Source organism: Micromonospora parathelypteridis, assembly GCF_014201145.1.
GTDB classification, from domain to species: Bacteria; Actinomycetota; Actinomycetes; order Mycobacteriales; family Micromonosporaceae; genus Micromonospora; species Micromonospora parathelypteridis.
In genome coordinates this window covers 6,717,458-6,743,158 of sequence record NZ_JACHDP010000001.1, presented here as the reverse complement: position 1 = coordinate 6,743,158, position 25,701 = coordinate 6,717,458, and the positions used below count along the sequence as shown (strand labels likewise).

24 protein-coding genes and 1 pseudogene are annotated in these 25,701 nt (G+C 72.4%); 7 read left to right on the top strand and 18 right to left on the bottom strand.

Going from position 1 to position 25,701, the window contains the following annotated elements:
• Window positions 1–51: 51 nt before the first annotated feature.
• Window positions 52–693, bottom strand: a complete 642-nt coding sequence (locus HNR20_RS30500; RefSeq protein WP_184189305.1) for a TetR/AcrR family transcriptional regulator — start codon at window positions 691–693, stop codon at window positions 52–54.
• Window positions 694–756: 63 nt separating this feature from the next.
• Here HNR20_RS30500 and HNR20_RS30495 point away from each other — a divergent pair, with 63 nt between their 5' ends.
• The 3 genes from HNR20_RS30495 to HNR20_RS30485 all read left to right on the top strand — a co-directional run bounded on the left by HNR20_RS30495 (window position 757) and on the right by HNR20_RS30485 (window position 3,901).
• A complete protein-coding gene (locus tag HNR20_RS30495; RefSeq protein WP_184187092.1) occupies window positions 757–2,139 on the top strand; it encodes an MFS transporter in 1,383 nt (460 codons plus the stop codon).
• 34 nt (window positions 2,140–2,173) lie between these two features.
• Window positions 2,174–3,331 (top strand): hypothetical protein, encoded by a 1,158-nt coding sequence (locus HNR20_RS30490; protein ID WP_184187089.1) that lies wholly within the window; start codon window positions 2,174–2,176, stop codon window positions 3,329–3,331.
• Between the two features lie 228 nt (window positions 3,332–3,559).
• Window positions 3,560–3,901 carry an RNA polymerase-binding protein RbpA gene (locus HNR20_RS30485; protein ID WP_091398247.1) on the top strand — a complete coding sequence of 114 codons (342 nt, stop codon included), beginning with the start codon at window positions 3,560–3,562 and terminating at the stop codon, window positions 3,899–3,901.
• Window positions 3,902–4,008: 107 nt separating this feature from the next.
• Here HNR20_RS30485 and HNR20_RS30480 read toward each other — a convergent pair whose 3' ends face one another.
• From HNR20_RS30480 to kdd, 9 genes are all read right to left on the bottom strand, one after another.
• Complete coding sequence (locus tag HNR20_RS30480) at window positions 4,009–4,527, bottom strand: FxsA family protein (RefSeq protein WP_184187086.1); 519 nt, start codon at window positions 4,525–4,527, stop codon at window positions 4,009–4,011.
• 67 nt (window positions 4,528–4,594) lie between these two features.
• Window positions 4,595–5,404 carry a polyprenol monophosphomannose synthase gene (locus HNR20_RS30475; protein ID WP_184187083.1) on the bottom strand — a complete coding sequence of 270 codons (810 nt, stop codon included), beginning with the start codon at window positions 5,402–5,404 and terminating at the stop codon, window positions 4,595–4,597.
• A 34-nt stretch (window positions 5,405–5,438) separates the two neighbouring features.
• Window positions 5,439–7,100: an apolipoprotein N-acyltransferase gene (lnt, locus tag HNR20_RS30470; RefSeq protein ID WP_184187080.1), complete on the bottom strand. Its 1,662-nt coding sequence runs from the start codon at window positions 7,098–7,100 to the stop codon at window positions 5,439–5,441.
• Window positions 7,101–7,580: 480 nt separating this feature from the next.
• Window positions 7,581–8,918, bottom strand: coding sequence for a glutamate mutase L (locus HNR20_RS30465; RefSeq protein WP_184187078.1), 1,338 nt, complete (start codon window positions 8,916–8,918; stop codon window positions 7,581–7,583).
• Between the two features lie 28 nt (window positions 8,919–8,946).
• The gene (gene kal / locus HNR20_RS30460) at window positions 8,947–9,354 is read right to left on the bottom strand and encodes a 3-aminobutyryl-CoA ammonia lyase (RefSeq protein ID WP_184187075.1); all 408 of its coding nucleotides are present in this window, start codon (window positions 9,352–9,354) and stop codon (window positions 8,947–8,949) included.
• Window positions 9,351–10,100, bottom strand: coding sequence for a lysine 5,6-aminomutase subunit beta (gene kamE, locus HNR20_RS30455; protein ID WP_184187073.1), 750 nt, complete (start codon window positions 10,098–10,100; stop codon window positions 9,351–9,353). The genes kal and kamE overlap by 4 nt, the downstream gene beginning before the upstream one ends.
• On the bottom strand, window positions 10,097–11,653 hold the full coding sequence (kamD, locus tag HNR20_RS30450; RefSeq protein WP_184187070.1) for a lysine 5,6-aminomutase subunit alpha: 1,557 nt from the start codon (window positions 11,651–11,653) through the stop codon (window positions 10,097–10,099). Before kamD ends, kamE begins: the two co-directional genes overlap by 4 nt.
• A 117-nt stretch (window positions 11,654–11,770) precedes the next feature.
• On the bottom strand, window positions 11,771–13,336 hold the full coding sequence (locus HNR20_RS30445; RefSeq protein WP_184187067.1) for an amidohydrolase: 1,566 nt from the start codon (window positions 13,334–13,336) through the stop codon (window positions 11,771–11,773).
• A gap of 4 nt (window positions 13,337–13,340) precedes the next feature.
• On the bottom strand, window positions 13,341–14,402 hold the full coding sequence (gene kdd / locus HNR20_RS30440) for an L-erythro-3,5-diaminohexanoate dehydrogenase (protein ID WP_446425749.1): 1,062 nt from the start codon (window positions 14,400–14,402) through the stop codon (window positions 13,341–13,343).
• 141 nt (window positions 14,403–14,543) lie between these two features.
• On the opposite strand from kdd, the gene HNR20_RS30435 reads away from it, so the two are divergent.
• Entirely contained in the window at window positions 14,544–15,950 is a 1,407-nt protein-coding gene (locus HNR20_RS30435) for a KamA family radical SAM protein (protein WP_184187064.1), read from the top strand.
• Window positions 15,951–15,974: 24 nt separating this feature from the next.
• On the opposite strand, the gene HNR20_RS30430 is transcribed toward HNR20_RS30435, so the two are convergent.
• Complete coding sequence (locus HNR20_RS30430; protein ID WP_184187061.1) at window positions 15,975–16,532, bottom strand: TetR/AcrR family transcriptional regulator; 558 nt, start codon at window positions 16,530–16,532, stop codon at window positions 15,975–15,977.
• A 104-nt stretch (window positions 16,533–16,636) separates the two neighbouring features.
• Here HNR20_RS30430 and HNR20_RS32530 point away from each other — a divergent pair.
• Window positions 16,637–17,581, top strand: a pseudogene (locus HNR20_RS32530) (NADP-dependent oxidoreductase).
• Window positions 17,582–17,653: 72 nt separating this feature from the next.
• Here the strand turns inward: HNR20_RS32530 and HNR20_RS30420 are convergent.
• The 3 genes from HNR20_RS30420 to HNR20_RS30410 all read right to left on the bottom strand — a co-directional run bounded on the left by HNR20_RS30420 (window position 17,654) and on the right by HNR20_RS30410 (window position 19,187).
• The gene (locus tag HNR20_RS30420) at window positions 17,654–18,334 is read right to left on the bottom strand and encodes a polysaccharide deacetylase family protein (RefSeq protein WP_229687427.1); all 681 of its coding nucleotides are present in this window, start codon (window positions 18,332–18,334) and stop codon (window positions 17,654–17,656) included.
• 243 nt (window positions 18,335–18,577) lie between these two features.
• Entirely contained in the window at window positions 18,578–18,919 is a 342-nt protein-coding gene (locus tag HNR20_RS30415) for a YnfA family protein (protein ID WP_184187058.1), read from the bottom strand.
• A gap of 73 nt (window positions 18,920–18,992) precedes the next feature.
• A complete protein-coding gene (locus HNR20_RS30410; protein ID WP_110568553.1) occupies window positions 18,993–19,187 on the bottom strand; it encodes a CsbD family protein in 195 nt (64 codons plus the stop codon).
• 176 nt (window positions 19,188–19,363) lie between these two features.
• Between HNR20_RS30410 and HNR20_RS30405 the strand changes: the two genes are divergently transcribed.
• Window positions 19,364–19,975 carry a histidine phosphatase family protein gene (locus HNR20_RS30405; RefSeq protein ID WP_184187055.1) on the top strand — a complete coding sequence of 204 codons (612 nt, stop codon included), beginning with the start codon at window positions 19,364–19,366 and terminating at the stop codon, window positions 19,973–19,975.
• Here HNR20_RS30405 and HNR20_RS30400 read toward each other — a convergent pair.
• From HNR20_RS30400 to HNR20_RS30390, 3 genes are all read right to left on the bottom strand, one after another.
• Window positions 19,905–20,411: an Lrp/AsnC family transcriptional regulator gene (locus HNR20_RS30400; protein WP_184187052.1), complete on the bottom strand. Its 507-nt coding sequence runs from the start codon at window positions 20,409–20,411 to the stop codon at window positions 19,905–19,907. The genes HNR20_RS30405 and HNR20_RS30400 overlap by 71 nt on opposite strands.
• A gap of 114 nt (window positions 20,412–20,525) precedes the next feature.
• The gene (locus tag HNR20_RS30395; RefSeq protein WP_184187049.1) at window positions 20,526–21,668 is read right to left on the bottom strand and encodes an acyl-CoA dehydrogenase family protein; all 1,143 of its coding nucleotides are present in this window, start codon (window positions 21,666–21,668) and stop codon (window positions 20,526–20,528) included.
• Complete coding sequence (locus tag HNR20_RS30390; protein WP_184187046.1) at window positions 21,665–22,774, bottom strand: M24 family metallopeptidase; 1,110 nt, start codon at window positions 22,772–22,774, stop codon at window positions 21,665–21,667. Before HNR20_RS30390 ends, HNR20_RS30395 begins: the two co-directional genes overlap by 4 nt.
• 203 nt (window positions 22,775–22,977) lie before the next feature.
• On the opposite strand from HNR20_RS30390, the gene HNR20_RS30385 reads away from it, so the two are divergent.
• Window positions 22,978–24,348 (top strand): glycosyl hydrolase family 18 protein, encoded by a 1,371-nt coding sequence (locus HNR20_RS30385; protein ID WP_184187043.1) that lies wholly within the window; start codon window positions 22,978–22,980, stop codon window positions 24,346–24,348.
• A 37-nt stretch (window positions 24,349–24,385) separates the two neighbouring features.
• Here the strand turns inward: HNR20_RS30385 and HNR20_RS30380 are convergent, their stop codons facing one another.
• A complete protein-coding gene (locus HNR20_RS30380) occupies window positions 24,386–25,693 on the bottom strand; it encodes an MFS transporter (protein ID WP_184187040.1) in 1,308 nt (435 codons plus the stop codon).
• Between the last annotated feature and the right edge of the window lie 8 nt (window positions 25,694–25,701).

The following is a 25,701-nucleotide window of genomic DNA, read 5'->3' as shown; positions in this document are numbered from 1 at the left end:
CCCCCAATTAATCCAACGTCTGATGGATAATCGTCGTGGGGCGGCGGCCCGTCAAGAGGTCGACGCGCCGTACAACCCGTCCAGCAGCCGATGCACGAACGCCCGGAACTCGCGCCGCTCCCGAGCCCCCGGCGCACCCGCGGCCAGCGCCACCACGTGCCCGTGCGTCGCCCACACCAGGCTGCGCACGGTGATGTGCGGGGTCGGTTCCGCCAGCGCGCCGGCCGCCGCCGCGGCGGTGAGCAGCTCGGCGACCAGCCGGTACAACGGCTCGGCGTAGCGCTTGTCGAGTTCGGCGTGCCGCTGCGGTTCCAGCCAGCGTCGCAGCCACAGCGCGGTGGTTTCCGGGCGGTCCTCCAGGAAGTCGACGAAGACGTCGACCAACCCGTGCAGGGCTCGCCGCGCCGCGTCCGGCCCCGCGTCGAGGGCCGAGCGGGCCTGCTCGGCGGCCTCGGTGAGCACCTCCCGCTCGGCGGCGAAGACACGGGCGAAGCAGGCGTCGTAGAGCGCTGCCTTCGTACCCGTGTGGTGCGCGACCGTGGCGACGTCGACCCCGGCGGCGGCGGCGACCTCCCGCAGCCCGACGGCGTCGAAGCCGCGCTCGGCGAACAGCGCGGTCGCGGCGGTGAGCACCACCTCGCGGGTCGGTCGGGTCTCGTCGCGGCGGGGCCGGCCCGGACGGCGTCGAGGCATGGTCATGGCCGCCATTCTGCCCCTAGAATCCAGCAACCGTTGGATTACGGAGAGGATGCGGCGATGACCGGGCTCGACCGGCGGCCCGCGGCCGCCACCGACGCGACGCTTCCCCGGGGCCCGCTGGCGGGCTTCGCGGCCGGCTCGCTCGGCATGGGTGTCTGGGTGACCGTGCCCGGCCTGCTGCTGCTCTACTTCCTCACCGACGTGCTGGCCGTCGGGCCGTGGCTGGCCGGCCTCGCGCTGCTGCTGCCGAAGATCGCCGACGTGCTGCTGCACCCCTGGGTGGGGCACCGCGCCGACGTCGAGCAGACCCGACGCGGCGACCGGCGTCGACTGCTGCTGCTCGGCTGCGCCCTGCCGATCGCGTTCGCCGCGCTCTTCGCGGTGCCCGGCGGGCTCACCGGCGCGCCGGCGGCCGCGTGGGTGGCGGTGTTCTTCGTCGCCGGCAATCTGCTCTTCGCCGCCTACCAGGTGCCCTACCTGGCCACCCCGGCAGACCTGCGGATCGGCTACCACGAACGCACCCGGCTGATGGCGTTCCGGATGGTCGTGCTGACCCTGGGCATCCTGGTCGCCGGGCTGCTGGCACCGCTGCTCACCGGCGGCGACGCCGCGACCCGCGGCGGCTACCAACGGATGGGCGTGGTCCTCGCCGTCGGAATGCTGGTGGCCATGCTGGTCGGTGTCGCCGGCATCGCCCGGCTACGCGGATCCGCCGCGGCCACCGCACCCGCGGGCCACAGCGGGTGGCGGGCGCTGCGCACGGCGCTGCGTGACGCGCAGTTCCGCTGGCTGGTCGCCGCGTACCTGGCGATGTCGACCACCACCCACCTGGTGCTCGCCGGGGTGCCCTACTACGCCGAGTACGAGCTGCGAGCGCCCGGCCTGACCACGGTGCTGGTGGCCGCGTTCGTGGCACCGGCGCTGCTGGTCACCCCGGGCTGGCTGGTGGTGGCCCGCCGGGTCGGCAAGCAGCGGGCGCTGCTCGGCGCGCAGGGCGCCTTCGCGGTCGGCTCGCTGGTGCTGGCGGTGGGCCGCCCGGCCGGCCTGCCGGTGCTGATCGGCGCGGTGGCGGTGCTCGGCGTGGCGTTCGCCGGCATGCAACTGCTGCCGTTCTCGATGCTGCCCGACGTGATCCGCGCCGCCGAGACAACCGCCACCGACCCAACCGGCGCCGGTAGGACGACCGGTGCCGGCACCTACACCGGGGTGTGGACGGCCACCGAGGCCACCGGTGCGGCCCTCGGCCCGTACGCGTACGCCCTGTGCCTGACCGTCGGCGGTTTCGTGGCCTCGACGGCCGGCGAGTCGCCGGTGCAGCCGGACGCGGCGCTCGCCGCGGTCCGCTACGGCTTCGGGTTGCTGCCGGCGGTGGCGATGCTCGCGGCGCTGCTGCTGCAACGCCGCTACACCCTGGACGTGACCGCCCGGGCCGCGAGCTGATCCACCGGTGCTGCGGCACTAGACTGCGACCTCGATGGACGCCGAGCCCAGCACCACCGAGACCCGCCCGTGTGCCCACTGTGGACGGCCGGTGCCGCAGCGTGTCGGCGCGGGTCGACCCTTTCGCTACTGCAGGGACAACGACGGCGCCTGTCAGCGGGCCTCCCGCAACAGCCGGATGCGTCACCGCAACGCCCCTGGCCTGCCCGGGCAGGTGGCCCGCACCTGGGAGGCGGTGGACCGCCTCGATCAGATCGTCGAGACGTTGACCGAGTCGTTGCACGCCGAGTTGTCCCCGGTGGGTGTGCAACGGCAGCTCGCTCAGGCGCGGGCGGAGGCCGCCACCGAGGTCGCGGCGGCGCAGACCGAACGTGACGAGGCCCGCGACGACGCCGAGACCGCGGCCGCCGACGCGGCGCGTGCCCGTGAGCAGGCCCGCGGTGCTGTCGCCGACGCCGACGACGCCCGGCAGCGCGCCGAGCAGGCCGTGCGGCAGGCCACCGCGGCCGACGAGCGGGCGCAGCGCGCCGAGGCCGCCCGTGACCAGGCGCGCCACGACGTCAGCGCCGCCGAGGCGCTGCGTACCCAGGCCGAACGCGACCGCGACCAGGCCCGCGCCGAGGTGCGCGACCTGCGGGCGGAACGGGACACCGCGCGGCAGCGGGTGGCCGACCTGACCGTCGACCGCGACGCGACGCGCGCCGACGCCGAGCGGGCCACCCGGGCCGCCGCCGAGGCGACCGAGCGGGCCGGGCGGTGGCAGGCCGAGGTGCAGGACGTGCGGCAGCAGATCGAGCAGGCCCGCGCCGACGCCGCGCGGACCCGCGCCGAGGCCGCCGACGCCGCTCGCGCACGGGAGCAGGCCGACCGGGCCCGCGACCGCGCCCAGGTCGCCGCCGTCGCGGCCGACGACGCCCGGCAGGAGGCCGCGGAGCTCGCGGCGCGGCTGCGCGCGGAGCTGGCCGCCACGACCGCCCACCGCGACACGCTCACCGCCGAGCTGGCCGCGGCCCGGCAGGCGGCGGCCACCGCCGAGGGCAGCGTCACGGCCCTGACGGTACGGCTCGACGCCGCCGAAACCGACCGGGACCTGGCGCAGCGGCGGGTGGCGCAGCTCGGTGACCAGGTCAGCGACCTGGCCCTGGCGCTGGCCCGCCTCGGCGCCGCCACGCCCGACGACGCCAACCGATGATCGCCGCGCAACCTTCGCTAGGCTCGGGCGGTTAACATCCCCGGTGGCAACGGGTCGAACATCCCGTTGCGACCCGCCTGGGGATCACCTGGCCGGGTGACCGTCCCGGCCGGCTACCCTTGGTCCCGGCCCACCCGTGGACGCCTCACGCCCTCGGGCGGGAATGGCTCGACGGGAACGCACCGTTACACCCAGAAGACCAGCACCACGAACGAGGGGAAGTCGATCATGGGCGAGCGTATGCTGCGCGGAAGCCGCCTTGGCGCGGTGAGCTACGAATCCGACCGCAACACGGAGCTCGCGCCGCGTCAGACCCGCGAGTACCTCTGCGCCAAGGGCCACCAGTTCGAGGTGCCGTTTGCCGTCGACGCCGAGGTCCCGACGACCTGGGAATGCAAGTTCGACGGCAGCGTCGCCCGACTCGTCGACGGCAACGAGCCGGAGCAGAAGAAGGCCAAGCCGCCGCGTACCCACTGGGACATGCTGCTGGAGCGGCGCTCGATCGCCGAGCTCGAGGACATCCTCGAGGAACGCCTCCAGGAGGTTCGGACCCGTCGCGGCCGCGCCTGAGCCGCACGACGCACAGCCGCACGACGCACAACGACGGCGCCCCCGGGGTTTCCCCCGGGGGCGCCGTCGTGTTGTCAGTGACTTCGGTGGCCTGGCTGGCCGTGGGCTCAGTGCCGGCCCGGCTCGATGATCTCGCCCTCGATGGGCTGGCCGCCGTCGACCACCACCGGCTGTTCCGGCCGCGGCGTCGGTTGCGGCGCACCCTGGCGCACCCGCACCGTGCGGGGCCCGAACAGGTCACCGGCGACCATCGACGACACCCGCCGCTCGGTGGTGCGTCGCACCCCCGCGCGGGCCAGTCGACGCACCGGCGGCACCAGCAGCAGCAACCCGACCAAACCGCTGACCAGGCCAGGCACCGCCAGCAACAGGGCACCGGCCAACCCGACGAGCCCGTCGGTCACCTGCCCGCCCGGTGGCTGCCCGGCGGCCGCGGCGGAGCGGAAACCACGCCAGGCGCGCATCCCCTCACGGCGCAGCAGCACCAGCCCGAGCAGGGACGCGGCGAACACCAGCAGCACCGCCGCCCCGAAACCCAGCGCCCGCCCCACACCGACGAACACCGCCAACTCCAGCACCACCGCCAGCAACAGGGCCAACGGCACGAACCTCAGTCCTCGGCGCATCTCACCTCATCGCCATTCCCGCGACACCATGGGCGTGTCCCGCTCATCCAGCATGACACGGCCGCGCTCACGGCCACCGCGCCTGACCCGTGGGGGTGCCGTGCAGGCCACGGCGTACCGCCTGCCGCCGGTCCTGCACCCCCCAGGCGGTGATCCGCCACAGCGCCTCGGCCACGATCCGGGGGCTCATCTTGCTGTCCCCGTGTTCCCGTTCGGCGAAGGTGATCGGCACCTCCACGATGCGCACCCCGGCGCGGTGCGCCAGCCGGGACAACTCCACCTGGAACGAGTAGCCCTGCGACGTCACCGACCCCAGGTCGATGGCGTCCAACGCGCTGATCCGGTACACCCGGTAGCCGCCGGTGGCGTCCGAGACGGGCATACCCAGGGCGAGACGGGCGTACAGGTTGCCGCCGCGTGACAGCAGCAGCCGCCGCAGCGGCCAGTTGACCACCTGCGCACCGCTGGTCCACCGCGACCCGATCACCACGTCGGCGTCCCGGGCGGCGTCCAGCAACGCCGGCAGGTCCTCCGGCGCGTGTGAGCCGTCGGCGTCCATCTCCACGACCGCGTGGTAGCCACGCTCGCGCGCCCAACCGAACCCGGCCAGGTACGCGGCTCCGAGGCCCTGCTTGCCCTGACGGTGCAGCACCTGCACGTGCGCGTCGCCGTCGGCCAGGGCGTCGGCGATGGCACCGGTGCCGTCGGGGCTGTTGTCGTCGGCGATGAGGATCTGCACCGCCGGGGCGGCGCGCCGGACCCGTCCCACGATCGCGGCGATGTTGTCGGCCTCGTTGTAGGTGGGGATCACCACCAGCACCCGGCCCACCCCGGGCACCTCGTCCGGGCGTCGGATCGTATCGGTCGCCTGGATCACGGTTCCTCCGCTCCCGCCGGCGTACCGGCTGTTGCTATCCGGGCATGACCCGCTGCCGCCGGCGCAGCACCGCCGCGCCGACCAGGGCCGCCACGGCCAGCGCGGCGAGCGTCACCTCCGGCCACCAGGCGAGGCGGGTGGCGAGGGTACGTCCGTCGTCGAGCCGCAACTGCCGCACCACGACCTCCCGGGTGTTGAACCCGGTGCCATCGCTTACCCGCCCGTCGGGTGCGACGAACCCGGACACGCCGACCGTGGAGGCCATCAACGCCGGTCGGCCGTGCTCCACGGCCCGCAGCCGCACCATGGCCATCTGCTGGCGGGCCTCCGCCACGTCGAAGGTGGCGTTGTTGGTCTGCACCACCAGCAGTTGCGCGCCGCCGATGACGGTGTCGCGGACCAGGCCGTCGTAGGCGACCTCGAAGCAGATCACGTCACCGAGCACGGCTGGGCCGGCGCGTACCACGCCCGGGGTGCTTCCGCCCACGAAGTCGCTGCGGATCAGGTCGACCTGCTTGCTGACCTTCCGGGCGATGTCGCGCAGCGGCACGTACTCGGCGAACGGCACCGGGTGGCGTTTCGTGTACAGCTGACTCATGTCGGCGCCGGTGCCGGGCCGCCACAGGATGCCCGCGTTGCGGACCTGCCCGGGGCCGGGGCCGAGCAGCACCGCGCCGACGAGGATCGGCGCGCGCACGGTGTCGGCGGCCTGGGAGATCCGCGCCCCGGCCTCGGGGTTGCGCAGCGGGTCGATGTCGCTGGAGTTCTCCGGCCACACCACCAGGTCGGGTTGGCGTTCCTGCCCGGCGGCGACCCGGGCGGCCAACTCGATGGTGGCGTCGACGTGGTTGTTGAGCACCGCCTGCCGTTGGGCGTTGAAGTCCAGGCCCAGCCGTGGCACGTTGCCCTGCACGATGGCCACGGTGACGGTGGCGCCCGATCCCGCGGTGGCGACCGGCACCAGCAGACTCCCGGCGGTCAGCGCGACCGCCACGACGGCCGGTACGGCCACCGGCGCCCACCGCCGGGTTGTGTCACCCTGCGGGCCGCCAGGGTGTGACGCGTCGTCCTGGGGGGTGCGGCGGGCGGCGGCCCAGCCCCGCCAGGCGGCGGTGACCAGCAACCCGCCGACGAGCGCCACCGCGAAGCTCACCAGCGGCGCACCGCCCAGGGAGGCCAGGCGCAGCAGCGGGGAGTTGTCCTGGCTGAACGCCAGCCGCCCCCACGGGAACCCTCCGAACGGGGTGCGGTCGCGCAGCGCCTCCTGCCCCACCCAGAGCAGCCCGGTCAGCGCCGGCCACGCCCAGCGGCTGCGGTCGGCCAGCGGTGACACCCAGGCGGTGGCCGCGCCGAGCAGCGCCAGGTAACCGGCCTGCAGCAGCGACAGCAGCACCCACGGCAGGTAACCGGTGTGCAGGTTCGTCCAGGCCAGCAGTGGGGCGAAGAACGCCACCCCGGTGAGGAAGCCCAGGCCGGCGCCGGCGCGCAACCGACGCCGGTGTGCGGCGGCGGCCAGCATCGCCACTCCGACCGGCGCGAGGGGCCACACGCCGTACGGGGGGAACGCCACCAGCAGGGCCAGCCCGGCGGCCACGGCCAGGGGCGCGGCGAGGGTCAGCGGCAGCGGCCGGCCGGTGCCGGCCGGCCGGGGCAGCGTTGCCGGGGTAAGGGCCTCATCCCGGTCCAGGGTCGTCACCGCTTCACCTCGATCACGGGGCGAAGGCTACCTGGCTGGTGGGCGTGCCGACCGCATCGGGCCACCCGGGTACGGACCGCCCTTCGGGCATGAAATCGGGGCGCGGCTGACGCCGCGCCCCGATGCTCCCAGGCCCTTCCCGGCCGGTGTGGCGAGGATGGGGCACGACGACCTTCGGACCGACCGGACGTGGACTGGCTGCCCCCGCCGGGCCGTTGTCTACTGGCCGTGCACCTCACCCTGCCCGTACACCGGTAACCGCGGCCGGTTCGCGCCGCCCCGCCGACCCCCGCCCGCTGGACCTGGCCGCCGCGACTGTGACGCTGAAAAATGTCGCTCGGCCAGCGGACGAAGGGACGAAGCGAACAACAGCCGCTTCCCGTGGTAGGACTCAAAGACGGTACGTGCCGACCCCCGTCGGTTGTCAACCCACCCCCGGCCTGTCGTGTGTTGCGACACGGCGTGTCGGGTCGGCGAGTCTCAATGCGTGCGCAGATGGTGGCGCAGCAGCGCCCCCGCCGCCGCCCGGTGCTCCTCGGCGAGCAGCCCTCCGGCGGCCAGCACGTAGTCGGCGTCGACCACGGCGGCGGCGGCGCGCGGTAACGCCCACCCTCCGGCGTGGTCGGTGAGGACCGCCGTCAACACCTGCTCGGACGCGTCCGTCGGGGCGTGCCGCAGCACCCCACCGGAACCCACCAGCAGCCGCACGTCGCGCAGGTCCCGCCCGGCCCGCTCACCCGTGGCGGCGCCCCGGGCGTGGCGCCGCAACGCCACCGTGGCGGCGAGGGTGGCGATGCGGGCGTCCACGGCCCGTTCGACGTCGTCGACGGCCAGGAACGCCGGATCGGCGGCCCGGCGTGCCGCGGCGGCGGTCAGGTCGTCGGCTTCACCGGTGGCGAGCAGCCGCTCCTCGGCGGCGGCACGTACGACTCCGGGGGCGCTCCACCGCATGCCCAGGTCACCTTCCACGGTGCGGGCCCGCCACAGGCTGCCGGTGACCTCCCGAGCGGGCCCGGTGGCCCGTTCGTCGGGGGTGAGCACCGAGTACACGTCGGTGGTGGCGCCACCCACGTCGACCACGGCGAGGTCACCGCCGATGGTGTCGGCGAGCACCTCCACACCGGTGAGGACCACGTCGGGGGTGGCGGCCCGCACCAGCCGCGCGAACCGGGTGCCCTTCGACAGTCGTTTACCGCCGATGACGTGACGCAGGAACACCGCGCGGATCGCCGCCCGCGCCGACGCGGGGGCGAGCACCCCGATGCGCGGCAGGACGTTCTCCGCGTCGGTGACCGGCACCCCGGCGTCCTGTAACAGCCTGGTCAGCGGTGCGCGCACGTCGGCGTTGCCCGCGTACACCACGGGTTTGCGCCACCGGGCGCGGGCCAGGCGGGTGGCGTTGTGGGTGATCGTGTCGGCGTCGCCGCCGTCGGTGCCGCCGACCAGCAGCACCACGTCCGGTCGGGCCGCCCGCAACGCCGTCAGGTCCGCCGCACCGAGCCGGCCCGCGGCCACGTGCACCACGTGCGCGCCGGCGGACAACCCGACCCGCCGGCCCGCCTGCGCGGTGACCAGCAGCTCGTAGCCGATCACGGCCAGCCGCAGCCCACCGCCGGCCGACGAGCACACGTACCAGGGCACGTCGCGCACACCGAGCCCGACGGTGGCCGCCGCGACCGCGGTGTCCAGGCCGTGCAGCACGTCGGTTCCCACCGTGGTGGGCGCGGCCGCCGCGCCCACCAGCACACCAGCGGCAAGGTCCACCACCGCGACCTTGGTGTACGTGGACCCGACGTCCGCGCAGACCGCCAGGCTCACCGGCCTCCCCTGTTCACGACTGCGGGGCTCACTCCTCGCGACTCACACCTGCGGCGGGAACGACCACGGTCCCGGTCGCGGTGACCGCCACGATCGGCGGGTCGAGGACCTCGGCGGCGGACTCGGAGCGGTCCGGGCGGCCCCGGCACACCACCGCGCAGCTCAGCTCCAGGGTGCGGCTGCGGGTGCCGACCCGGGACACCTGCGCGCTCACCTGCACCACGTCACCGGCGCGGATGGGCGCGTGGAACCGCACGTCGGAGTACCCGGCGAACAGGCCCTCGTCACCGTCGGTGCGGATGCACACCTCGGTGGCGACGTCGCCGAACAGTCCGAGGGCGTACGCCCCGTCGACGAGGTTCCCGGCGTAGTGGGCGTGCGAGTACGGCACATACCGCCGGTGTGTGACGGACACTCCGAGCCTGGAGTCGGTCATGGCGTCGCCTTCCGCTGCGTGATCAGGGCGTGCACGAGGTAGCTGGCCACCTCGCCGGGCGTGGTGCCGCGACCGAAGATGCGGTCCACGCCCAACTCGTCGGTCATCGTCTCGTCGAAACGGGGGCCGCCGACGATCAGCAACGGCCGCTGACCTGCCGGCAACGCCTCCCGGAACGCGGCGGACATCTCCCGGGTGTTGTGCAGGTGCGCGTCGCGTTGGGTGACCACCTGCGACACGAGCACCGCGTCGGCCTTCTCCACCCGGGCGGTCTCCACCAGCTCCGGCACGCTGACCTGCGCACCCATGTTGGTGACCTTCAGTTCCCGGTAGTACTCCAGGCCCTTCTCCCCCGCGATGCCCTTGACGTTGAGGATCGCGTCGATGCCCACGGTGTGCGCGTCGGTGCCGATGCACGCCCCGACCACGGACAGCTTGCGCCGCAGCCGCTGCTTGATCACCGTGTTGACGTCCTTCGCCGACAGCAGCGCGAAGTCCCGTTCCACCACCTGCACCGCGTTCAGGTCGACCAGGTGGTTGACCCGCCCGTAGACGACGAAGAAGGTGAACCCGTCACCCATCGGCTTGGCGTGCACCACCATCGCCGGGTCGATGCCCATCCGGTTGGCCAACTGCACCGCCGCGCCCTCGGCCCGCTTGTCGTGGGTCACCGGCAGGGTGAACGACACCTGCACCATCCCGTCGCCGGTGGTGTCCCCGTACGGGCGCACGATCGCCCCGCTCATGCCGCGGCCTCCAGGATCTCGGTGGCCGGGTTGCAGTAGTCCGCCTCGTGCGCGGCGACCCCGGCCAGACCCTTACCCCGGTCCGCGGGCCGCTTCATGATCCCGAACGTGCCCTCGGCGATCGCCGTGAGCAACGTCTGCTCCCCGATGCGGTCCAGCAGATCCAACGCCTCACCGAGGACCTGGTTGGCGCGCCGTCGGATGAACCCGTCGGGCGCCGGCACGAAGTCCTCGTGCAGACCACCGGCCGCGCCCAGCACGTACCGCACGTTCTGCAGGGCGATGTCCCGGTCGGACAACCACGGCGTCACCACCGCCTCGGTCATCATCCCCACCAGCAGGATGCCCTGACCGGTCAGCGCGCCCGCCAGGTTGAAGAACCCGTCGAGCAGGTTGCCCCGGAACACGTCGCCGGTCATGTGCTTCGTCGGCGGCATCCACTTCAGCGGCGCGTCGGGGAACAACTCCCGGGCCAGCAACGCGTGCGCCAACTCCAACCGGAACGACTCCGGCACCTCCGGGTTGATCTCGAACGCGTGCCCCAACCCCAACTGCCAGTCCGCCAACCCCGCCTCGTGCGCGAAGTACTCGTTGAGCAGCTGCGACACCGTCACCGTGTGCGCCTCGTCGACCGCGTCGGCGGTGGTCAGGTAATTGTCCTCACCGGTGTTGATGATGATCCCGGCGCGGGCGTGCACCTGCCGGGAGAACCGCTGGTCGACGAACGTACGCACCGGGTTGATGTCGCGGAACAGGATCCCGTACATCGAGTCGTTCAACATCATGTCGAGTCGTTCGAGGCCCGCCAGGGTCGCCATCTCCGGCATGCACAACCCGGACGCGTAGTTGGTCAACCGCACGTAGCGCCCGACCTCCTTCGACGACTCGTCGAGGGCGGCGCGCATCAACCGGAAGTTCTCCTGCGTGGCGTACGTGCCGGCGAACCCCTCCCGGGTCGCACCCTCCGGCACGTAGTCGAGCAACGACTGCCCGGTGGAACGGATCACCGCGATCACGTCCGCGCCCGCCCGCGCCGCGGCCTGCGCCTGCGGGATGTCCTCGTAGATGTCGCCGGTCGCCACGATCAGGTAGATCCACGGCCGCTGCGCCGGGTCACCGTGGCGCTTCACGAGACGGTCCCGCTCGGCGCGCCGCCGGTCGATGCGCCGGATGCCCGCGCCGACCGCCTTGCGCGCCGCCGACCGGGCTGCCGTGGCGGCCCGACCGGTGGGCTGGGCGAAACGCACCGACCCGGCGGCGGCCTTCTGCGCCAGCAGCGTCACGTCGGTGCTGCCCTCGCGGACCAGGGCGTCGAACACCGGCACCGCCACTCCGTGGCCCAGCCCCACGTCCGCGGCGACCGCGTCGACGAGGCGGTTGACCCACGGGATGCCGTCCGGGTCGGCGCCGGTCACGCCGGCCAGCCGCAGGACCGCCCGCTCCACCGACACCGTGGTGTGACTGCGCGCCAGGTCCACCACCGGCTGCCCGGCCCGACGCGCCAACTCACGCGCCCGCGCCACCAGCACCGGATCAAGATCAAGCTTGCTCATCGACCATCCACCCGCTCCTGTGCCCGATGGTCCGCTCGCTTCGCTCGCTCACGCCGACGCTCCGCGTCGGCGCGAGCGCCCCGCTGCTGTGCTTGCCGGTTCGCTCGCTTTGCTCGCTCACGATGACCCTTCCTCATAGATGACCTCACCGCGCAGCACCAGGCTCCGACACGTCGGCAACGGCGTCGGGTCGTCCGGACCCCGCAACTCCGGGTCCTCGGCCTGCAGCACCGGCAGGCCCCGCTCCACCCCGGCCGGCGTCGACCACACCGCGAACGTCGCCGGCGCACCCAACGCGAGGACCCCCTCGACGTCCAGGTGCACCGCCCGCCACCCGCCACGGGTGTGCGCGGCGAACGCCGCCCGCACACTCATCCGCTGCGCCGGGTTGTGGTGCGCCGCCGCGGCCCGCACCGACCCCCACGGGTCCAGCGGCGTCACCGGCGAATCCGACCCGAACGCCAACGCCACGCCCACACCGTGCATCGCGCCCATCGGGTTCGACTCCAACGACCGGTCCAGACCCAGCCGCGACTCGTACATCCGGCCCGCGCCACCCCACAACCGGTCGAACGCCGGCTGCATGCTCGCCACGACCCCGTACTCCACGAACCCGGCGATCAACCGCTTGCTCATGATCTCCGCGTGCTCGATCCGGTGCCGGGCGGCCCGCAGACGCTCCACACCCACCGTCCGCGCGGCGCCCGCGAAACCGTCGAGGACCGTGCCGATCGCGGCGTCACCGATCGCGTGGAACCCACCCTGCAGGCCGTGCGCCACGCAGTCCAGCAGATGATCACGCACCTGCTCGGCCGTCAGGTACCCGTGCCCGCAACCGTCACCATCGCCGTACGCCTGCGACACGTGCGCGGTCCGCGAACCCAACGCCCCGTCGGCGAACAGGTCACCACCGGCGCCCACCGCGCCCAACTCCCGGGCCCGCGCCGCACCACCCAGCTCACCCCAGTACCCGTACACCTCCGGCAACCCCGCACCGGAGATGCCCAGCAGGCCGGTGAAGTCCTCCTCGTCGGAGATCTCCGGGCCACCGCACTCGTGCACCGCCGCGATGCCCAGCGACGCCGCGTGGGCAAGGGCCACCCGCTGCGCGGCGACCCGCTGCGCACGACTCACCGACCCCTGCGCCGCCGCCCGCACCACATGATGCGCGTCGCGCCGCAACCACCCGGACACGTCGTAACCGGCCGACTGCACCACCTGCGGACACGCCGCCAGCAACGCCGACGACACCAACGCCGAGTGCAGCGACGCCTGCGACACGTACACCCGCCGCCCACCGGCCGCCCGACCCAACGCCTGCGCGTCCGGCACCGTCGGATCCGGCCAGGTCGACTCGTCCCAGCCGTGCCCCAACACCACCGCGTCGCCCGGCAGACCCGCCGCGAACCCGGCCACCGCGTCCAACAACTGCCCCGCCGAGCGCACCCCGGACAGATCCAGCCCGGACAACGCCAACCCGGTGTCGGTGGCGTGCACGTGCGCGTCGACGAACGCCGGCGTCACCAACGCCCCACCCAGGTCCACCACCCGGTCGGCCGGCGGCGCGTCACCGTCGGTCCCCAACCAGGCAATCCGCCCACCGGACACCAGCAGCGCGGTGGCGCTCGGGTCGGCGGGGCAGTGCAGCACGCCGCCGCGGTACAACGTCGAGGGGTTCGTCATGACCTCAGTCTGCCGCGATCCGCGCCGCGAACAGCCGACGCACCCCCGGCTCGGCGCGCAGCAGCCCCAGCGCCAACTCCGCGTGCCCCGGCACGTACCCGTTGCCCACCAGCATCGTCACGTCCGCGGCCAGACCCTCGGCGCCCAACGCGGCCGCGGAGAAGCTCGTCGCCATCGAGAAAAAGATCACTGTGCCGCCGTCCGCGGTGGCCAACACCGCCCCGTGCTCACACCCCGGCACGTCGACGCAGACCACCGTGACGTCCGCCGGGGCACCCAGGGCGGTGGTCACCGCCGTGGACAACCCCACCGGGTCCCGCGCGTCGGCCAACGCCACCACCGACGCCAGACCGGCGGCCGTCAGCGCGTCGCGCTCCGCCGCCACCGGCACCACCCCGACGGTACGCGCGGCGCCTGCCCGCCGCGCCGCGGCGAGGGACAGCGACCCGCTCTTGCCCGCCCCGCCGATCACCGCGACCCGCACCGGCGTCGGGTCGCCGACGCGACGACGATCCTCGACGTAGCGCGACACCACCCGCGCGGTCAACGCGGGCGCCCCGCACACGTCCAGCACGGCCAGGGACAACTGCGGGTCCTCGTCGTCGGGCAGCACCGCGGCGATGGAACGGGCGAACAGGATCGCCCACCCGTCACACGGCACCTGCTCGCTGCGCCCGTCCCAGCGGGCCAGCCCGTCGGTCACGACCAGCGGCGTCAGCGTCAACGACACCAGGGTGGCGACCCGCTCCCCCGGCTTGAGCCCGAGCGGGGAACGCCGGCCGGCCTCCTCCACCGTGCCGATCAGCATCCCGCCGGAACCGGTCACCGGGTTCTGCATCTTCCCCCGCGTCGCGATGATCTCCAGCACCTCGGCGCGGACCGCGTCACCGTCCCCGCCGTGCTTCTCCGACAGCTGCCGGAAGCTCGCCGCGTCCAGGTTGAGCCGCTGCACCCGGATCCGCACCTCGTTCGGCGCGATCGCCGCCGACGTGTCCAGGCGCCAAGCCGCCTGCGGCAGCACCCCCGTCGGTTGCACGACGCGGTGCAGTCCCACCGGTGACGTCACGCCAACCTCCCCTGCCCAGCCGTTCGAAGCCCCGGTCAAGGCTCGCGTAACGGGAAAACTTACGGCAGACTAATTTCTACGCCGGATATTTTCCAGTAGCCTTCGAGCTTCGATGATCAGCCGCAACACCGAGGAGGGGCCGTGACCCAGACCCAACCGGTTGAGACCATCCCTCAACCCCGTCACGCCCCGGTCGCCGTGCCGACGGCTGGGCAGCCGTACGAATACCACCGCCGCCCCCTGGTCGAACCCGACTGGACCCGCTTCCCCGGCTGGCGCCACGTCACCCGCGACCAGTGGGAATCCGCCCAGTGGCAACGCGTCAACTGCGTCAAGAACATCAAGCAGCTCCGCACCGTCTTCGGCGACCTCATCGACGAGAGCTTCTACACCGACCTCGAGGCCGACCAGAAGGCCCTCGCCACCATGTCGATGCTCGTGCCACCCCAAATGATCAACACGATGGTGCCGTTCGCGCCCCTCACCACCGAGGCGCTGCTCGCCGACCCCATCCGCCGCTACATGATCCCGGTCGCCTCCGACCGACGCACCGACTGGCCGTCACACCCCTACGCCAGCCGCGACAGCCTGCACGAACACGACATGTGGGTCGCCGAAGGCCTGACCCACCGCTACCCCACCAAGGTCCTCGCCGAACTGCTCTCCACCTGCCCCCAGTACTGCGGGCACTGCACCCGCATGGACCTCGTCGGCAACTCCACCCCCGCCGTCGACAAGCTCAAACTCACCCTCAAGCCCGTCGAGCGCTACGACGCCCACATCAGCTACCTCAAAGCCCACCCCGGTGTACGCGACGTCGTCGTCTCCGGCGGCGACGTGGCCAACGTCCCCTGGCGCAACCTCGAGGCGTACCTGATGCGGCTGCTGGAACTGGAGACGGTCCGCGACATCCGCCTCGCCACCAAGGCCCTCATGGGCCTGCCCCAGCACTGGCTGCAACCCGACGTCGTCGAAGGCCTCGAACGGGTCGCCCGCACCGCCGCCCGCCGCGGCGTCAACCTCGCCATCCACACCCACGTCAACCACGCCCAGTCGCTCACCCCACTGGTCGCCAAGGCCGCCCAGACCGCCCTCGACGTCGGCGTCCGCGACGTCCGCAACCAGGGCGTGCTCATGCGCGGCGTCAACGCCACCACCCCCGAGCTGCTCGACCTCTGCTTCGCGCTACAGGGCGAAGCCGGGATCTTGCCCTACTACTTCTACATGTGCGACATGATCCCCAACGCCGAGCACTGGCGGGTCCCGGTCTGGCACGCCCAGCAGCTCCAGCACGACATCATGGGCTACCTCCCCGGCTACGCCACCCCCCGCATCGTCTGCGACGTCCCCTTCGTCGGCAAGCGCTGGGTCCACATGCTCACCGACTACGACCGCGAGCGCGGCATCTCCTACTGGACCAAGAACTACCGCACCTCCATCGAGTCCGCCGACCTGGAGGCGCTCAACAAGCGCTACGCCTACTACGACCCGATCGACACCCTGCCCGCCGGCGGCCAGCAGTGGTGGGACGACCACCGCGACGACTGACCACCAGTCAGACGCCGATTCCAGTCAGACGCGGATTCCGGCGAGGACGAGGTCGGCGAGCCTGCCGATCACCTGCGCCCTCGTCCTCGCCGGCAACCGCCGCAGGGACGCGATGGCCAGCAGACCGGCCCGAACATCGTCCACGTCCACGCCGTCACGAAGCACACCCGCGGCCCGCGCGCGGGCGACCAGCACGTTCAACGCCTGAGCGTGCTCCCGCCGTTCGACACCGAAGACGGCGCTCACCTCACCGGACCCCAGCAGCGCCTCGTTGAGCGCCTGGTCGCGAATCTGCCGATCGGCGAAGTCACGGACCGTGCCGGACAGCGCCCGCCACGGGTCGGGGTCGTCCAGAGCACGGCGCATCTGCACACCACACGCCTCGACGCGCTCGGCGAGGACCGTCGTGACCAGCTCGGTGCGGGTCGGGAAATGCCGGTAGAGGGTCGCCACGCCGACCCCCGCCCGCCGGGCCACCTCGCGCATGGGCGCCTCGAGCCCCGCCGCGGCGAACGTCTCCCGTGCTGCCGCCACGACCCGCTCACGGTTGGATCGGGCGTCGGCACGCTGCTTCTGAGGCATCTTCGACCCTCCCCCTTCTCACTTGACCCCCATAGCGGAACAGCTGCTCCGGTTCCGGCCTACGGTACGGGCACGACCACGTCATCGAGGCAGAGGAGCCGCTGATGTTCGCAGTGCAGTTCGACCGGTTCGGCGGCCCGGAGGTACTCCACCTCGCCACAGCCGACGCGCCATGACCCGAGACCGGCCAGATCCGGATCCGCGTCCAGGCCGCCGGGATCTCCCCGGTCGACGTCGGACTCCGGGCCGGCCGCACCCCGATGAGTGCCCAGTTGCCACTGCCGCACATCCCCGGCGTCGACGCGGCCGGAATCGTCGACGACATCGGCGACGGCGTCGACGGCGTCACCGTCGGCGACCACGTCTTCGGTGTCGTCGATCTGGCAAAACTCGGCGGAGCGAGCGCCCAGTTCGCGGTACTGCAGCTCTGGGCACACAAGCCCGCCACCATGCCATGGGAGCAAGCCGGCGCGGCCGGCACCAGCACCGAGACGGCCACCCGGGCCCTCGACCTCCTCGACCCACAACCCGGCACGACCCTCCTCATCGACGGCGCCGCGGGCGGCGTCGGAAGTATCGCCGTCCAACTCGCCGCAGCCCGCGGCATCCGGGTCATCGGCACCGCCCGCACCGACAACCACGACTTCCTCCGCCAACTCGGCGCGACACCCGTCACCTACGGGCCCGGCCTCCCGGACCGGCTCAACGCCCTGGGCGTACCCCGGGTGGACCGCGCACTCGACGTCGCCGGCGCCGGTTCCCTGACCGACCTGCTCCAGCTCACCGGCGACCCGGCAGCGGTGGTGACCCTGGCCGACTTCACCGCCCCCACGCACGGCGTCCGCCTGTCCATGGGCCAACTGGCCGGTGAGCCCGACGGCCGGCACGGCCTGAGCACCGCCGCCGAACTGTTCACCGTCGGCCGGTTCACGGTGCCGATCGAGGCGGCCTTCCCCATCCAGAAGGCGACCGACGCACACGAGACAGCCGAGCGTGGATCCCGCCGCGGCAAGATCGTCATGACCGTCGACGACGCGCCGGACCTCTGACCAACCACGGCAGCCCCGGCTAGTGACCAACCACGGGGCTGCCGCGGGTCTCGGCCCGAACACGCGTGCCGGTCAGCCGGCGGCCAACACCTCCGACAGCGGCGCCGGCACCAAATCCCGCTCGCGCAACCCGGCCAGGATGTGCGGCAAGGCCTCATCGGTCATCGCGGCGTTCGCTTCGGTCACATGCATGATCACCACCGAGCCGGGGCGGACCTTGTCCAACACCGCCCGCACCAACGGCTGCCAGGCCTTGGCGAACGGGTCACCGCTGACCACATCCCCGTCGACGACCGTCAACCCGAGCGGCGCCAACGCATCCAGCGCGGCGGCGTCGTGGCAGAGCCCCGGGAACCGGAAGTACCGAGTCTGCCGACCCCCGTACGGTTTGATCACCTCGAAGGTCTTCGCCACGTCGGCGGTCATGCCCTTCGCCGGCACCCGCGGCAGGTCGTAACAGTCATCGGTGAACGCCGCGTGCCCGTAGGTGTGGTTGGCCAACTCGAAGCGCGGATTGTCGGCGATCCGCCGCGTGAGAGCCGGATACCGCTGCACCCACTTGCCGGTGAGGAAGAAGGTGGCCGGCACCTCCTCGCGCTCCAGCAGGTCGAGGATGCGCAGGTTGGCGTACGACTTCACCTTGCCGGTGCGCAGGTTCTGCAGCATCCCGTCGGTCATGTCCGCGTCGAAGGTCAGCGCGACCCGGTCACCGGTCCTCGGCCCGTGGTCGACCACCGGCGGTCGACTGCCCACCCGCGTCGCACCTGGCACGCTGGCCGCTGCCTCCCGCGGGGTGGCGCTCACCGACGGCCCTGACGCGGAGGGGCTCACGAAGGCCGGCCCGCCCGGCGACGGCGCCCGGGTATCCGCGCACGCGGCGCTGCCGAGAACGGCCACCGCAACCAGTACGCCACACAGCGGGCGAAGCCGAGGTCGGATCACGGCGCCGATCATCGCAGACGTGAACGACGTTCACTGTCCCGTCGGCGGGGACGATCAGGCGGGCGTACCCCGTGGCGCGTACATGATGACCGCGACGCCGAGCAGGCAGAGCGCCGCACCCGCCAGGTCCCACCGGTCCGGGCGGAAGCCGTCCACCACCATCGCCCAACCCAACGAGCCGGCCACGAACACCCCGCCGTACGCGGCCAGGATCCGGCCGAAGTTCGCGTCCGGCTGGAACGTGGCGACGAAGCCGTAGCAGCCCAGCGCGACCACACCGGCGGCGATCCACCACAGCCCGCGCTGTTCCCGCCAGCCCTGCCAGACCAGCCAGGCGCCACCGATCTCGGCCAACGCGGCGAGCGCGAACAACACCAGGGAACGGAGCACGGTCACCTGGCGACAGTAACCGCAGCACGCGACGGGTCCCCGGGCGACGGTGCGCCCGGGGACCCGTGGACCGCTCAGGTCACTTGGTGAAGGAGTCCTTCACGTTGCGCCCGGCGTCCTTGACGTTCTGACCGGCCTGCTTGGCGCGCGCGTCGCTCTGCTGGCTGGCGCCCTCGCCACGCATCCGCTCGTTGTCGGTCATGTCGCCAACGCGCTCTCTCGCGGCGCCGGCCATCTGCTCAACCTTGTTTCGTGCCTTCTCGGTGAAGCTCATCGCGCCTCCTCGGTCTGGCGGTTGTCCGTGCTCGCTTGCCCGGTCTCCGGGTGCCGAAACCAGCTGTGCTGGTCGGCACACCGCGTAAGGCATCCTAGGAAGATAGGTTGAGAGGTCACGGTGGCGGTGTTCGTGCCCGCCGTATGCCGACCTGAGCTCGGTGGTTAACTGGCCGCATGGGAGAGCTCCTGCTGATCCGGCACGGCGAGACCACCTGGAGCGCCAGCCTGCGGCACACCTCGTACACCGACCTGGAGCTGACCCCCGACGGCGAGCGGCAGGCCCGCACCCTCGCCGCGTTCCTGGCCGGCCGGCGGTTCGTGACCGTGCTGGCCAGCCCCCGCTCCCGGGCGCTGCGCACCGCGCAGCTGGCCGGGCTCACCGTCGACGGCGTCGACGAGGACCTCAGCGAGTGGAACTACGGCGAGTACGAGGGCCGCACGACCGTCGACATCCACGAGGACCAGCCGCACTGGAACATCTGGACCGACGGCTGCCCCGGCGGGGAGTCACCCGCGCAGGTGGGCGAACGACTCGACCGGGTGCTCGCGCGCGTCACCCCGCTGCTCGACCGGGGCTCCGTCGCCCTGGTCGGCCACGCGCACAGCCTGCGGGTCCTCGGCGCCCGCTGGATCGGCCTACCACCGTCCGCCGGCGGGCGGCTGCGCCTGGAGACCGCCACGGTCAGCGCGCTCGGTCACGAGCACGGCCGGCAGGTCATCCTGCGGTGGAACCAGCCGGCTCCTCCGGCACCCGGGACCGCGACCGACTCGGTGCCGCAGCACTGATCTTCGGCGGCCGGTTCTCGTACGGAGTGGAGAGCACCACCGTGGTCCGGGTCGTGACGTTCGCCGACGTGCGGATCTCCTGCAGCACACGCTCCAGGTCGGTCGGGCTCGCCACCCGCACCAGCAGCATGTAGAAGTCCTCCCCCGCCACCGAGTAGCACGAGTCGATCTCGGGCAGGTGAGCCAGCCGCTCCGGCGCGTCGTCGGGCTGCGACGGGTCGAACGGGCGGATCGCCACGAACGCGGTCAACGGGAGGTCCAGCGCCTCGAACGAGACCCGGGCCGCGTACCCCTTGATCACCCCGCGCTGCTCCAGCCGGCGCACCCGCTGGTGCACCGCGGACACCGACAGCCCCACCTTCTCGGCCAGGTCGGTGTACGACAGTCGGCCGTCGGCGGTCAGCGCGGCGACGATGGCGCGGTCGATCTCCTCCACGGCGTGCAACCTACCGGGAAAACGGCCCGACGGCGACGAGGTACCCGCCGGGCCGGGCCGGCGGCGCGGCGCGGTGGACCACCGCAGCCACGCCGCCACACCTCGTCGGCCTGGTCAGCCCTTCGCCAGCGCTCGGGAAATCACCATCCGCTGGATCTGGTTGGTGCCCTCCACGATCTGCAACACCTTGGCCTCGCGCATGTACCGCTCCACCGGGTGGTCGGCCACGTAGCCAGCACCTCCGAGCACCTGCACCGCGTCGGTGGTCACCCGCATCGCCATGTCGGTGGCGAAGAGCTTCGCCTTGGCCGCCTCGATAGCGTACGGCCGACCGGCGTCGCGCAGCCGGGCCGCGGCGAGGGTCAGCGCACGGGCGGCGGAGATCTGGGTGGCCGCGTCGGCGAGGATGAAGCCGAGCCCCTGGAAGTCGATGATGGACCGGCCGAACTGCTGTCGCTCCCGGGCATAGGAGACCGCGTAGTCCAGGGCCGCCTGGGCCAGCCCGACCGCGCAGGCCGCGATGCCCAGGCGGCCGGAGTCCAGTGCGGACATCGCGATGGTGAAGCCCATTCCCTCGCCGCCGATCAGCCGGTCGGCGGGCACCAGCGCCTCGTCGAAGGCGATCTGCGCGACCGGGGAGGCGCGCAGCCCCATCGTCCGCTCGGCCGTCTGCGGGGTGATGCCGGGCGTGCCCGCGTCGGCGAGCAGGCAGGAGATGCCCTTCGGGCCGGGCCCTCCGGTGCGGCAGAAGACGTTGTAGAAGTCGGCCGTCCCAGCGTGGGTGATCCACGCCTTGGTGCCGGACACCAGGTACGCGTCGCCGTCACGGTCCGCCCGCGTGCTCAGCGCCGCCGCGTCCGAGCCGCCCTGTGGCTCGGAGAGGCAGTACGCGCCCAGCAGCTCGCCGCCGATCATGTCCGGCAGCAGCTTGCGCTGCTCGTCGCTGCCGAACGCGAACACCGGGTAGCAGGACAGGGTGTGCACGCTGACCGCCTCGGCGACCGCGAGCCAGCGGCTGGCCAGGATCTCCAGCACCTGCAGGTACACCTCGTACGGCTGGGCCGCGCCGCCGTACTCCTCGGGGTAGGGCAGGCCGAGCAGGCCGGCCCGGCCGAGGGTACGGAGCACGCCGCGGGGGAATTCGGCGCGCTCCTCGAAGGCTGCGGCCTTCGGCGCGAGCTCACGGTCGGCGAGCTCGGTGGCGAGACCCAGCAGGTCGTGGGCCTCGTCGGTGGGCAGGATCCGGTCGACAGTCATAGTGCGATGAGCTCCGTGGGGGTGGTGTTGAGCCGTTGCACGCCGTCCGTGGTGCAGACGACGATGTCCTCGATGCGGGCGCCGTGCCGGCCCGCCAGGTAGATGCCCGGTTCGATGGAGAACGCCATCCCGGCCTCGAGCGGGCGGTCGTTGCCGGCCACCAGGTACGGCTCCTCGTGACCGTCGAGGCCGATGCCGTGGCCGGTGCGGTGCAGGAACGCGGGGCCGTATCCGGCGGCGGCGATCGGTTCCCGGGCGGCGGCGTCGGCGGCCGCGCCGGTGACCCCGGGCCGTACCGCGGCGACCGCGGCGCGCTGTGCGTCGTGCAGCACCGCGTAGTACTCCAGGAAGTCGGCCGGCGCCGGAGCGCCCACCACGTAGGTGCGGGTGCAGTCCGAGCGGTAGCCCGAGGCCATCGTCCCGCCGATGTCGACGACCACCGGCTCTCCGGCGCCGATCGGCCGGTCCGAGGTGCCATGGTGCGGGCTGGCGCCGTTCGGCCCGGCCGCCACGATGACGAAGTCGACGGTGACGTGCCCGGCCGCGCGGATCGCCGCGGCGATGTCGGTGGCGACCTCGGCCTCGGTGCGCCCGGGGCGCAGCCACCGCGCCATCCCCTGGTGCACCTGGTCGATCGCCGCGCCGGCCTCGGCGAGCGCCGCGACCTCCGCCGGGGACTTGCGGATGCGCAGCTCACGCAGCACCTCCGCGGCGAGCCGTTGCGCGGCGTCGGGAAGGGCCGCGCGCAGCGCGAGGACCTGCTCGGCCCACATCCGGTTGGACAGGCCGACAGCCGTGACCGGGCCGTCGAGGGCGGCGACGACCAGGGGGTACGGGTCGGTGCCGTCGACGTGGTCGACGATGCGTACCCCGGTCGCCGGTGCCGCCTCGGCCGCCGGGCGTTCCAGCCTCGGCACGATGAGGGTCGGCTCGCCCACGGCGGGCAGCACGAGGCAGGTCAGCCGCTCCCCCGCGTGGGCGTCGTACCCGGTGAGGTAACGCAGGTCGGAGCCGGGTGTGAGCAGCAGGGCGTCCAGACCCGCAGCGGCGGTGGCGCGCTGCGCGGCGATCAGCCGATCCGGTGGATACAGGTCGTCGATTCCCACACCACCAGCTTAACGGTCGTTTGGGTAAACCCCCATATTCGCGCCGGTACCGCAGAAATCCATAGATGTTGATTGACGCGGACAGTTAACACTCTTTAAGATTTGGCTGCCTCGAGGCCCACCCGTCCCTGCGTCCCCGCACCTCCCGCCCGCGACAACCCTGCGCGGGCGGGTGTCGTCCCCCGCCCACGGGAAGGCCCCCGATGTCCTCACCACTGCGCCGCGCCCTCGCCGCCGGCCTGCTCGCGCTGGCCACCGCCGGCGCCACCCTCACCGTCACGTCCACCGCCGCGCAGGCCGTGGTGCTGCCGAACAACTTCAAGAGCGTCGGCTACATGCCCTCCTGGGCCGGCGACGTCAACACCATCCAGTACAACAAGCTCACCCACATCAACTACGCGTTCGTGCTGCCCAACAACGACGGCAGCCTGCGCGCGGTGGAGAACCCGAGCAAACTCTCCTCGCTGGTCTCCCGCGCGCACGCCAGCAACGTCAAGGTGTCGATCGCCGTCGGCGGCTGGAACGACGGCAACGACTCGGCCTTCGAGGCCCTGGCGGCCAACTCCGGCAGTCGGACCAACTTCGTCAACAACCTGGTCAACTTCGTCAACCAGTACAACCTCGACGGCGTCGACATGGACTGGGAATACCCCGACCCGGGCGCCTCGGCCAACAACTACACCGCGCTCATGACCCAGCTCGGCAGTGCGATGCACAGTCGCGGCAAGCTGCTCACCGCCGCCGTCGTCTCCGAGGGCGGCAGCGTCCAGGGCGTACAGACGGCCGTGTTCGGCCAGGTCGACTGGCTCAACATCATGGCGTACGACGGTGGCAGTCCGCACGCCAACTACGACTGGTCGATCAACAGCATCAACCTGTGGAAGGCGCGTGGCCTGCCGGCCAGCAAGGCCGTGCTCGGCATCCCGTTCTACAGCCGCCCCGGCTACTACACCTACTCGGCGCTGGTCGCGCTGGACCCGGCCAACGCCAACCGGGACTGCACCACCGCCGGCGGCGCGCAGCAGTGCTACAACGGCATTCCGACGGTCAAGCGCAAGACGCAGTGGGCGCTCGCCAACGCCGGCGGCGTGATGAACTGGGAGCTGTCGCAGGACACCTCCGGCTCGACCTCACTGGTCAGCGCCATGTACGACACCATCATGGGCGGCACCACCCCGCCGCCGACCGGTCGTACCGGCCCGATCACCGGGATCGGCGGCAAGTGCGTCGACGTGGCCGCGGCGAGCACCGCCAACGGCGCCGCCGTCCAGCTCTACGCCTGCAACGGCACCAACGCGCAGACCTGGACCGTGGCCAGCGACAGCACCCTGCGGGCCCTCGGCAAGTGCGCCGACATCGCCAGCGGCTCCACCGCCAACGGCGCGAAGGTCCAGCTCTGGGACTGCAACGGCAGTGGCGCGCAGGTCTGGCAGGCGCAGTCCAACGGCACGCTGCGCAACCCGCAGTCGAACAAGTGCCTGGACGCCACCGGCAACAGCTCCGCCGACGGCACCCGGCTGCAGATCTGGGACTGCTTCGCCGGCGCCAACCAGCGCTGGACGCTCCCAGCCTGAGGTAAGGAACAAGGAAGGGCTCCTTGTTGACGCCACGTCAACGAGGAGCCCTTCCTTGCCCGGCCAGCGCCAGGGAGCCGGTTCGCTGTTCGGCCCCGTCGTCGTCCTTGCCCGCTGGCCATTCCGGCAGGTCGCGGCGGGTGCGAAGGGGCGAGAGAAACACGGGCAGGAAGGCCAGCGTCAGCACGACACCACCTACCCAGAGGGTGGCGTGCGCGCCGGCCAACTCGCCGATCAGTCCGGCCACGGCGGCGCCGATCGCGAGTGCGCCGGTGAGCAGGAAGCGGAACGTGGCGTTCATCCGGCCGAGGAGGGCGTCCGCTGTCATCCGCTGTCGCAGGCTGACGCCGAGTACGTTGTCCATGCCCGTCTTGAACAGTGCAAGCAGCCATCCGGTCCCGGCGAGGCATAACCAGGGGCCACGGTCGATGAGCGGTACGAGTAGTCCGGCGGGCGCCAGGAACAGGCCGACGAGACCGAGTGCGCGACCGTAGCCGAGCCGTCCCGCGATGGGGCGAGCGCAGCGGGATCCCAGCAGCAGGCCGGCCCCGCCCACCGCCCAGAACAGGCCCAGCGCGCCGGCCGGGAGGCCGAGTTCCCGGATGAACAGCACCGGAAGCATGGTGTTGATGATCTGCGAGCCGAGGTTGGACAGGGTTGCGGTGAGCGCGAGGGCCCGTAGTTCCGGGTTGTTGAAGACGTGCTGCAGCCCTTCGGCGATCTGTGTGCTCAGCCGGGTGGGCTGCCCCGTCACGGCCGGCGCCGGGGTGCGGCGAATGGCGGTGAGCCGAAGGGCCGACGCCAGGTAACCCCCGGCCGCGCACGCCACCGCCACGGGCGCGCCGAGTAACTGGACCAGCGCCCCGCCAGCGCCCCGCCCGGCTATGTTGCCGACCGCTATCAGGCTCACCACGGCGGCGTTCGCCTGGACCAGGCCGTCACGGCCGACGACTCGCGGCAGCACGCTCTGCGCGCCGACATCGCTGAAGACGGTGGCGCAACCGTTCAACAGGACGACCAGATACAACTGCCAGAGCGTGAGGGCGTCCCACCACCAGGCCAGCGGGATGAGGGCGAACAGCGCGGCTCGGGCCAGGTCCGCGGTGATCAGTAGGCGCCGATGGCGCATCCGGTCCACCCAGGCCCCGGCGGGAAGACCAATGAGGAGGAAGGCGGCGGTGCTCAGGGTGGCGAGTGCCCCGACCTGGCCGGGACGGGCGTCGAGGGCAGACACGGCGATGAGCGGGACGGCGATGTAACCGACGTTGGTGCCGAGTTGGCTGAGGCTGGTTGCGGTGAACAGGGCGCGGAAGTCGGAGTTCCGCCACGGGGAGTTGGGTCGCATGATCCGTT

Coding starts and splice junctions, on each gene's coding strand:
- HNR20_RS30500 (WP_184189305.1), bottom strand. CDS start 693: ATGCCTCGACGCCGTCCGGGCCGGCCCCGCCGCGACGAGACCCGACCG.
- HNR20_RS30495 (WP_184187092.1), top strand. CDS start 757: ATGACCGGGCTCGACCGGCGGCCCGCGGCCGCCACCGACGCGACGCTT.
- HNR20_RS30490 (WP_184187089.1), top strand. CDS start 2,174: ATGGACGCCGAGCCCAGCACCACCGAGACCCGCCCGTGTGCCCACTGT.
- HNR20_RS30485 (WP_091398247.1), top strand. CDS start 3,560: ATGGGCGAGCGTATGCTGCGCGGAAGCCGCCTTGGCGCGGTGAGCTAC.
- HNR20_RS30480 (WP_184187086.1), bottom strand. CDS start 4,527: ATGCGCCGAGGACTGAGGTTCGTGCCGTTGGCCCTGTTGCTGGCGGTG.
- kal (WP_184187075.1), bottom strand. CDS start 9,354: ATGACCGACTCCAGGCTCGGAGTGTCCGTCACACACCGGCGGTATGTG.
- kamE (WP_184187073.1), bottom strand. CDS start 10,100: ATGAGCGGGGCGATCGTGCGCCCGTACGGGGACACCACCGGCGACGGG.
- kamD (WP_184187070.1), bottom strand. CDS start 11,653: ATGAGCAAGCTTGATCTTGATCCGGTGCTGGTGGCGCGGGCGCGTGAG.
- HNR20_RS30445 (WP_184187067.1), bottom strand. CDS start 13,336: ATGACGAACCCCTCGACGTTGTACCGCGGCGGCGTGCTGCACTGCCCC.
- HNR20_RS30430 (WP_184187061.1), bottom strand. CDS start 16,532: ATGCCTCAGAAGCAGCGTGCCGACGCCCGATCCAACCGTGAGCGGGTC.
- HNR20_RS30410 (WP_110568553.1), bottom strand. CDS start 19,187: ATGAGCTTCACCGAGAAGGCACGAAACAAGGTTGAGCAGATGGCCGGC.
- HNR20_RS30405 (WP_184187055.1), top strand. CDS start 19,364: ATGGGAGAGCTCCTGCTGATCCGGCACGGCGAGACCACCTGGAGCGCC.
- HNR20_RS30395 (WP_184187049.1), bottom strand. CDS start 21,668: ATGACTGTCGACCGGATCCTGCCCACCGACGAGGCCCACGACCTGCTG.
- HNR20_RS30385 (WP_184187043.1), top strand. CDS start 22,978: ATGTCCTCACCACTGCGCCGCGCCCTCGCCGCCGGCCTGCTCGCGCTG.
- HNR20_RS30380 (WP_184187040.1), bottom strand. CDS start 25,693: ATGCGACCCAACTCCCCGTGGCGGAACTCCGACTTCCGCGCCCTGTTC.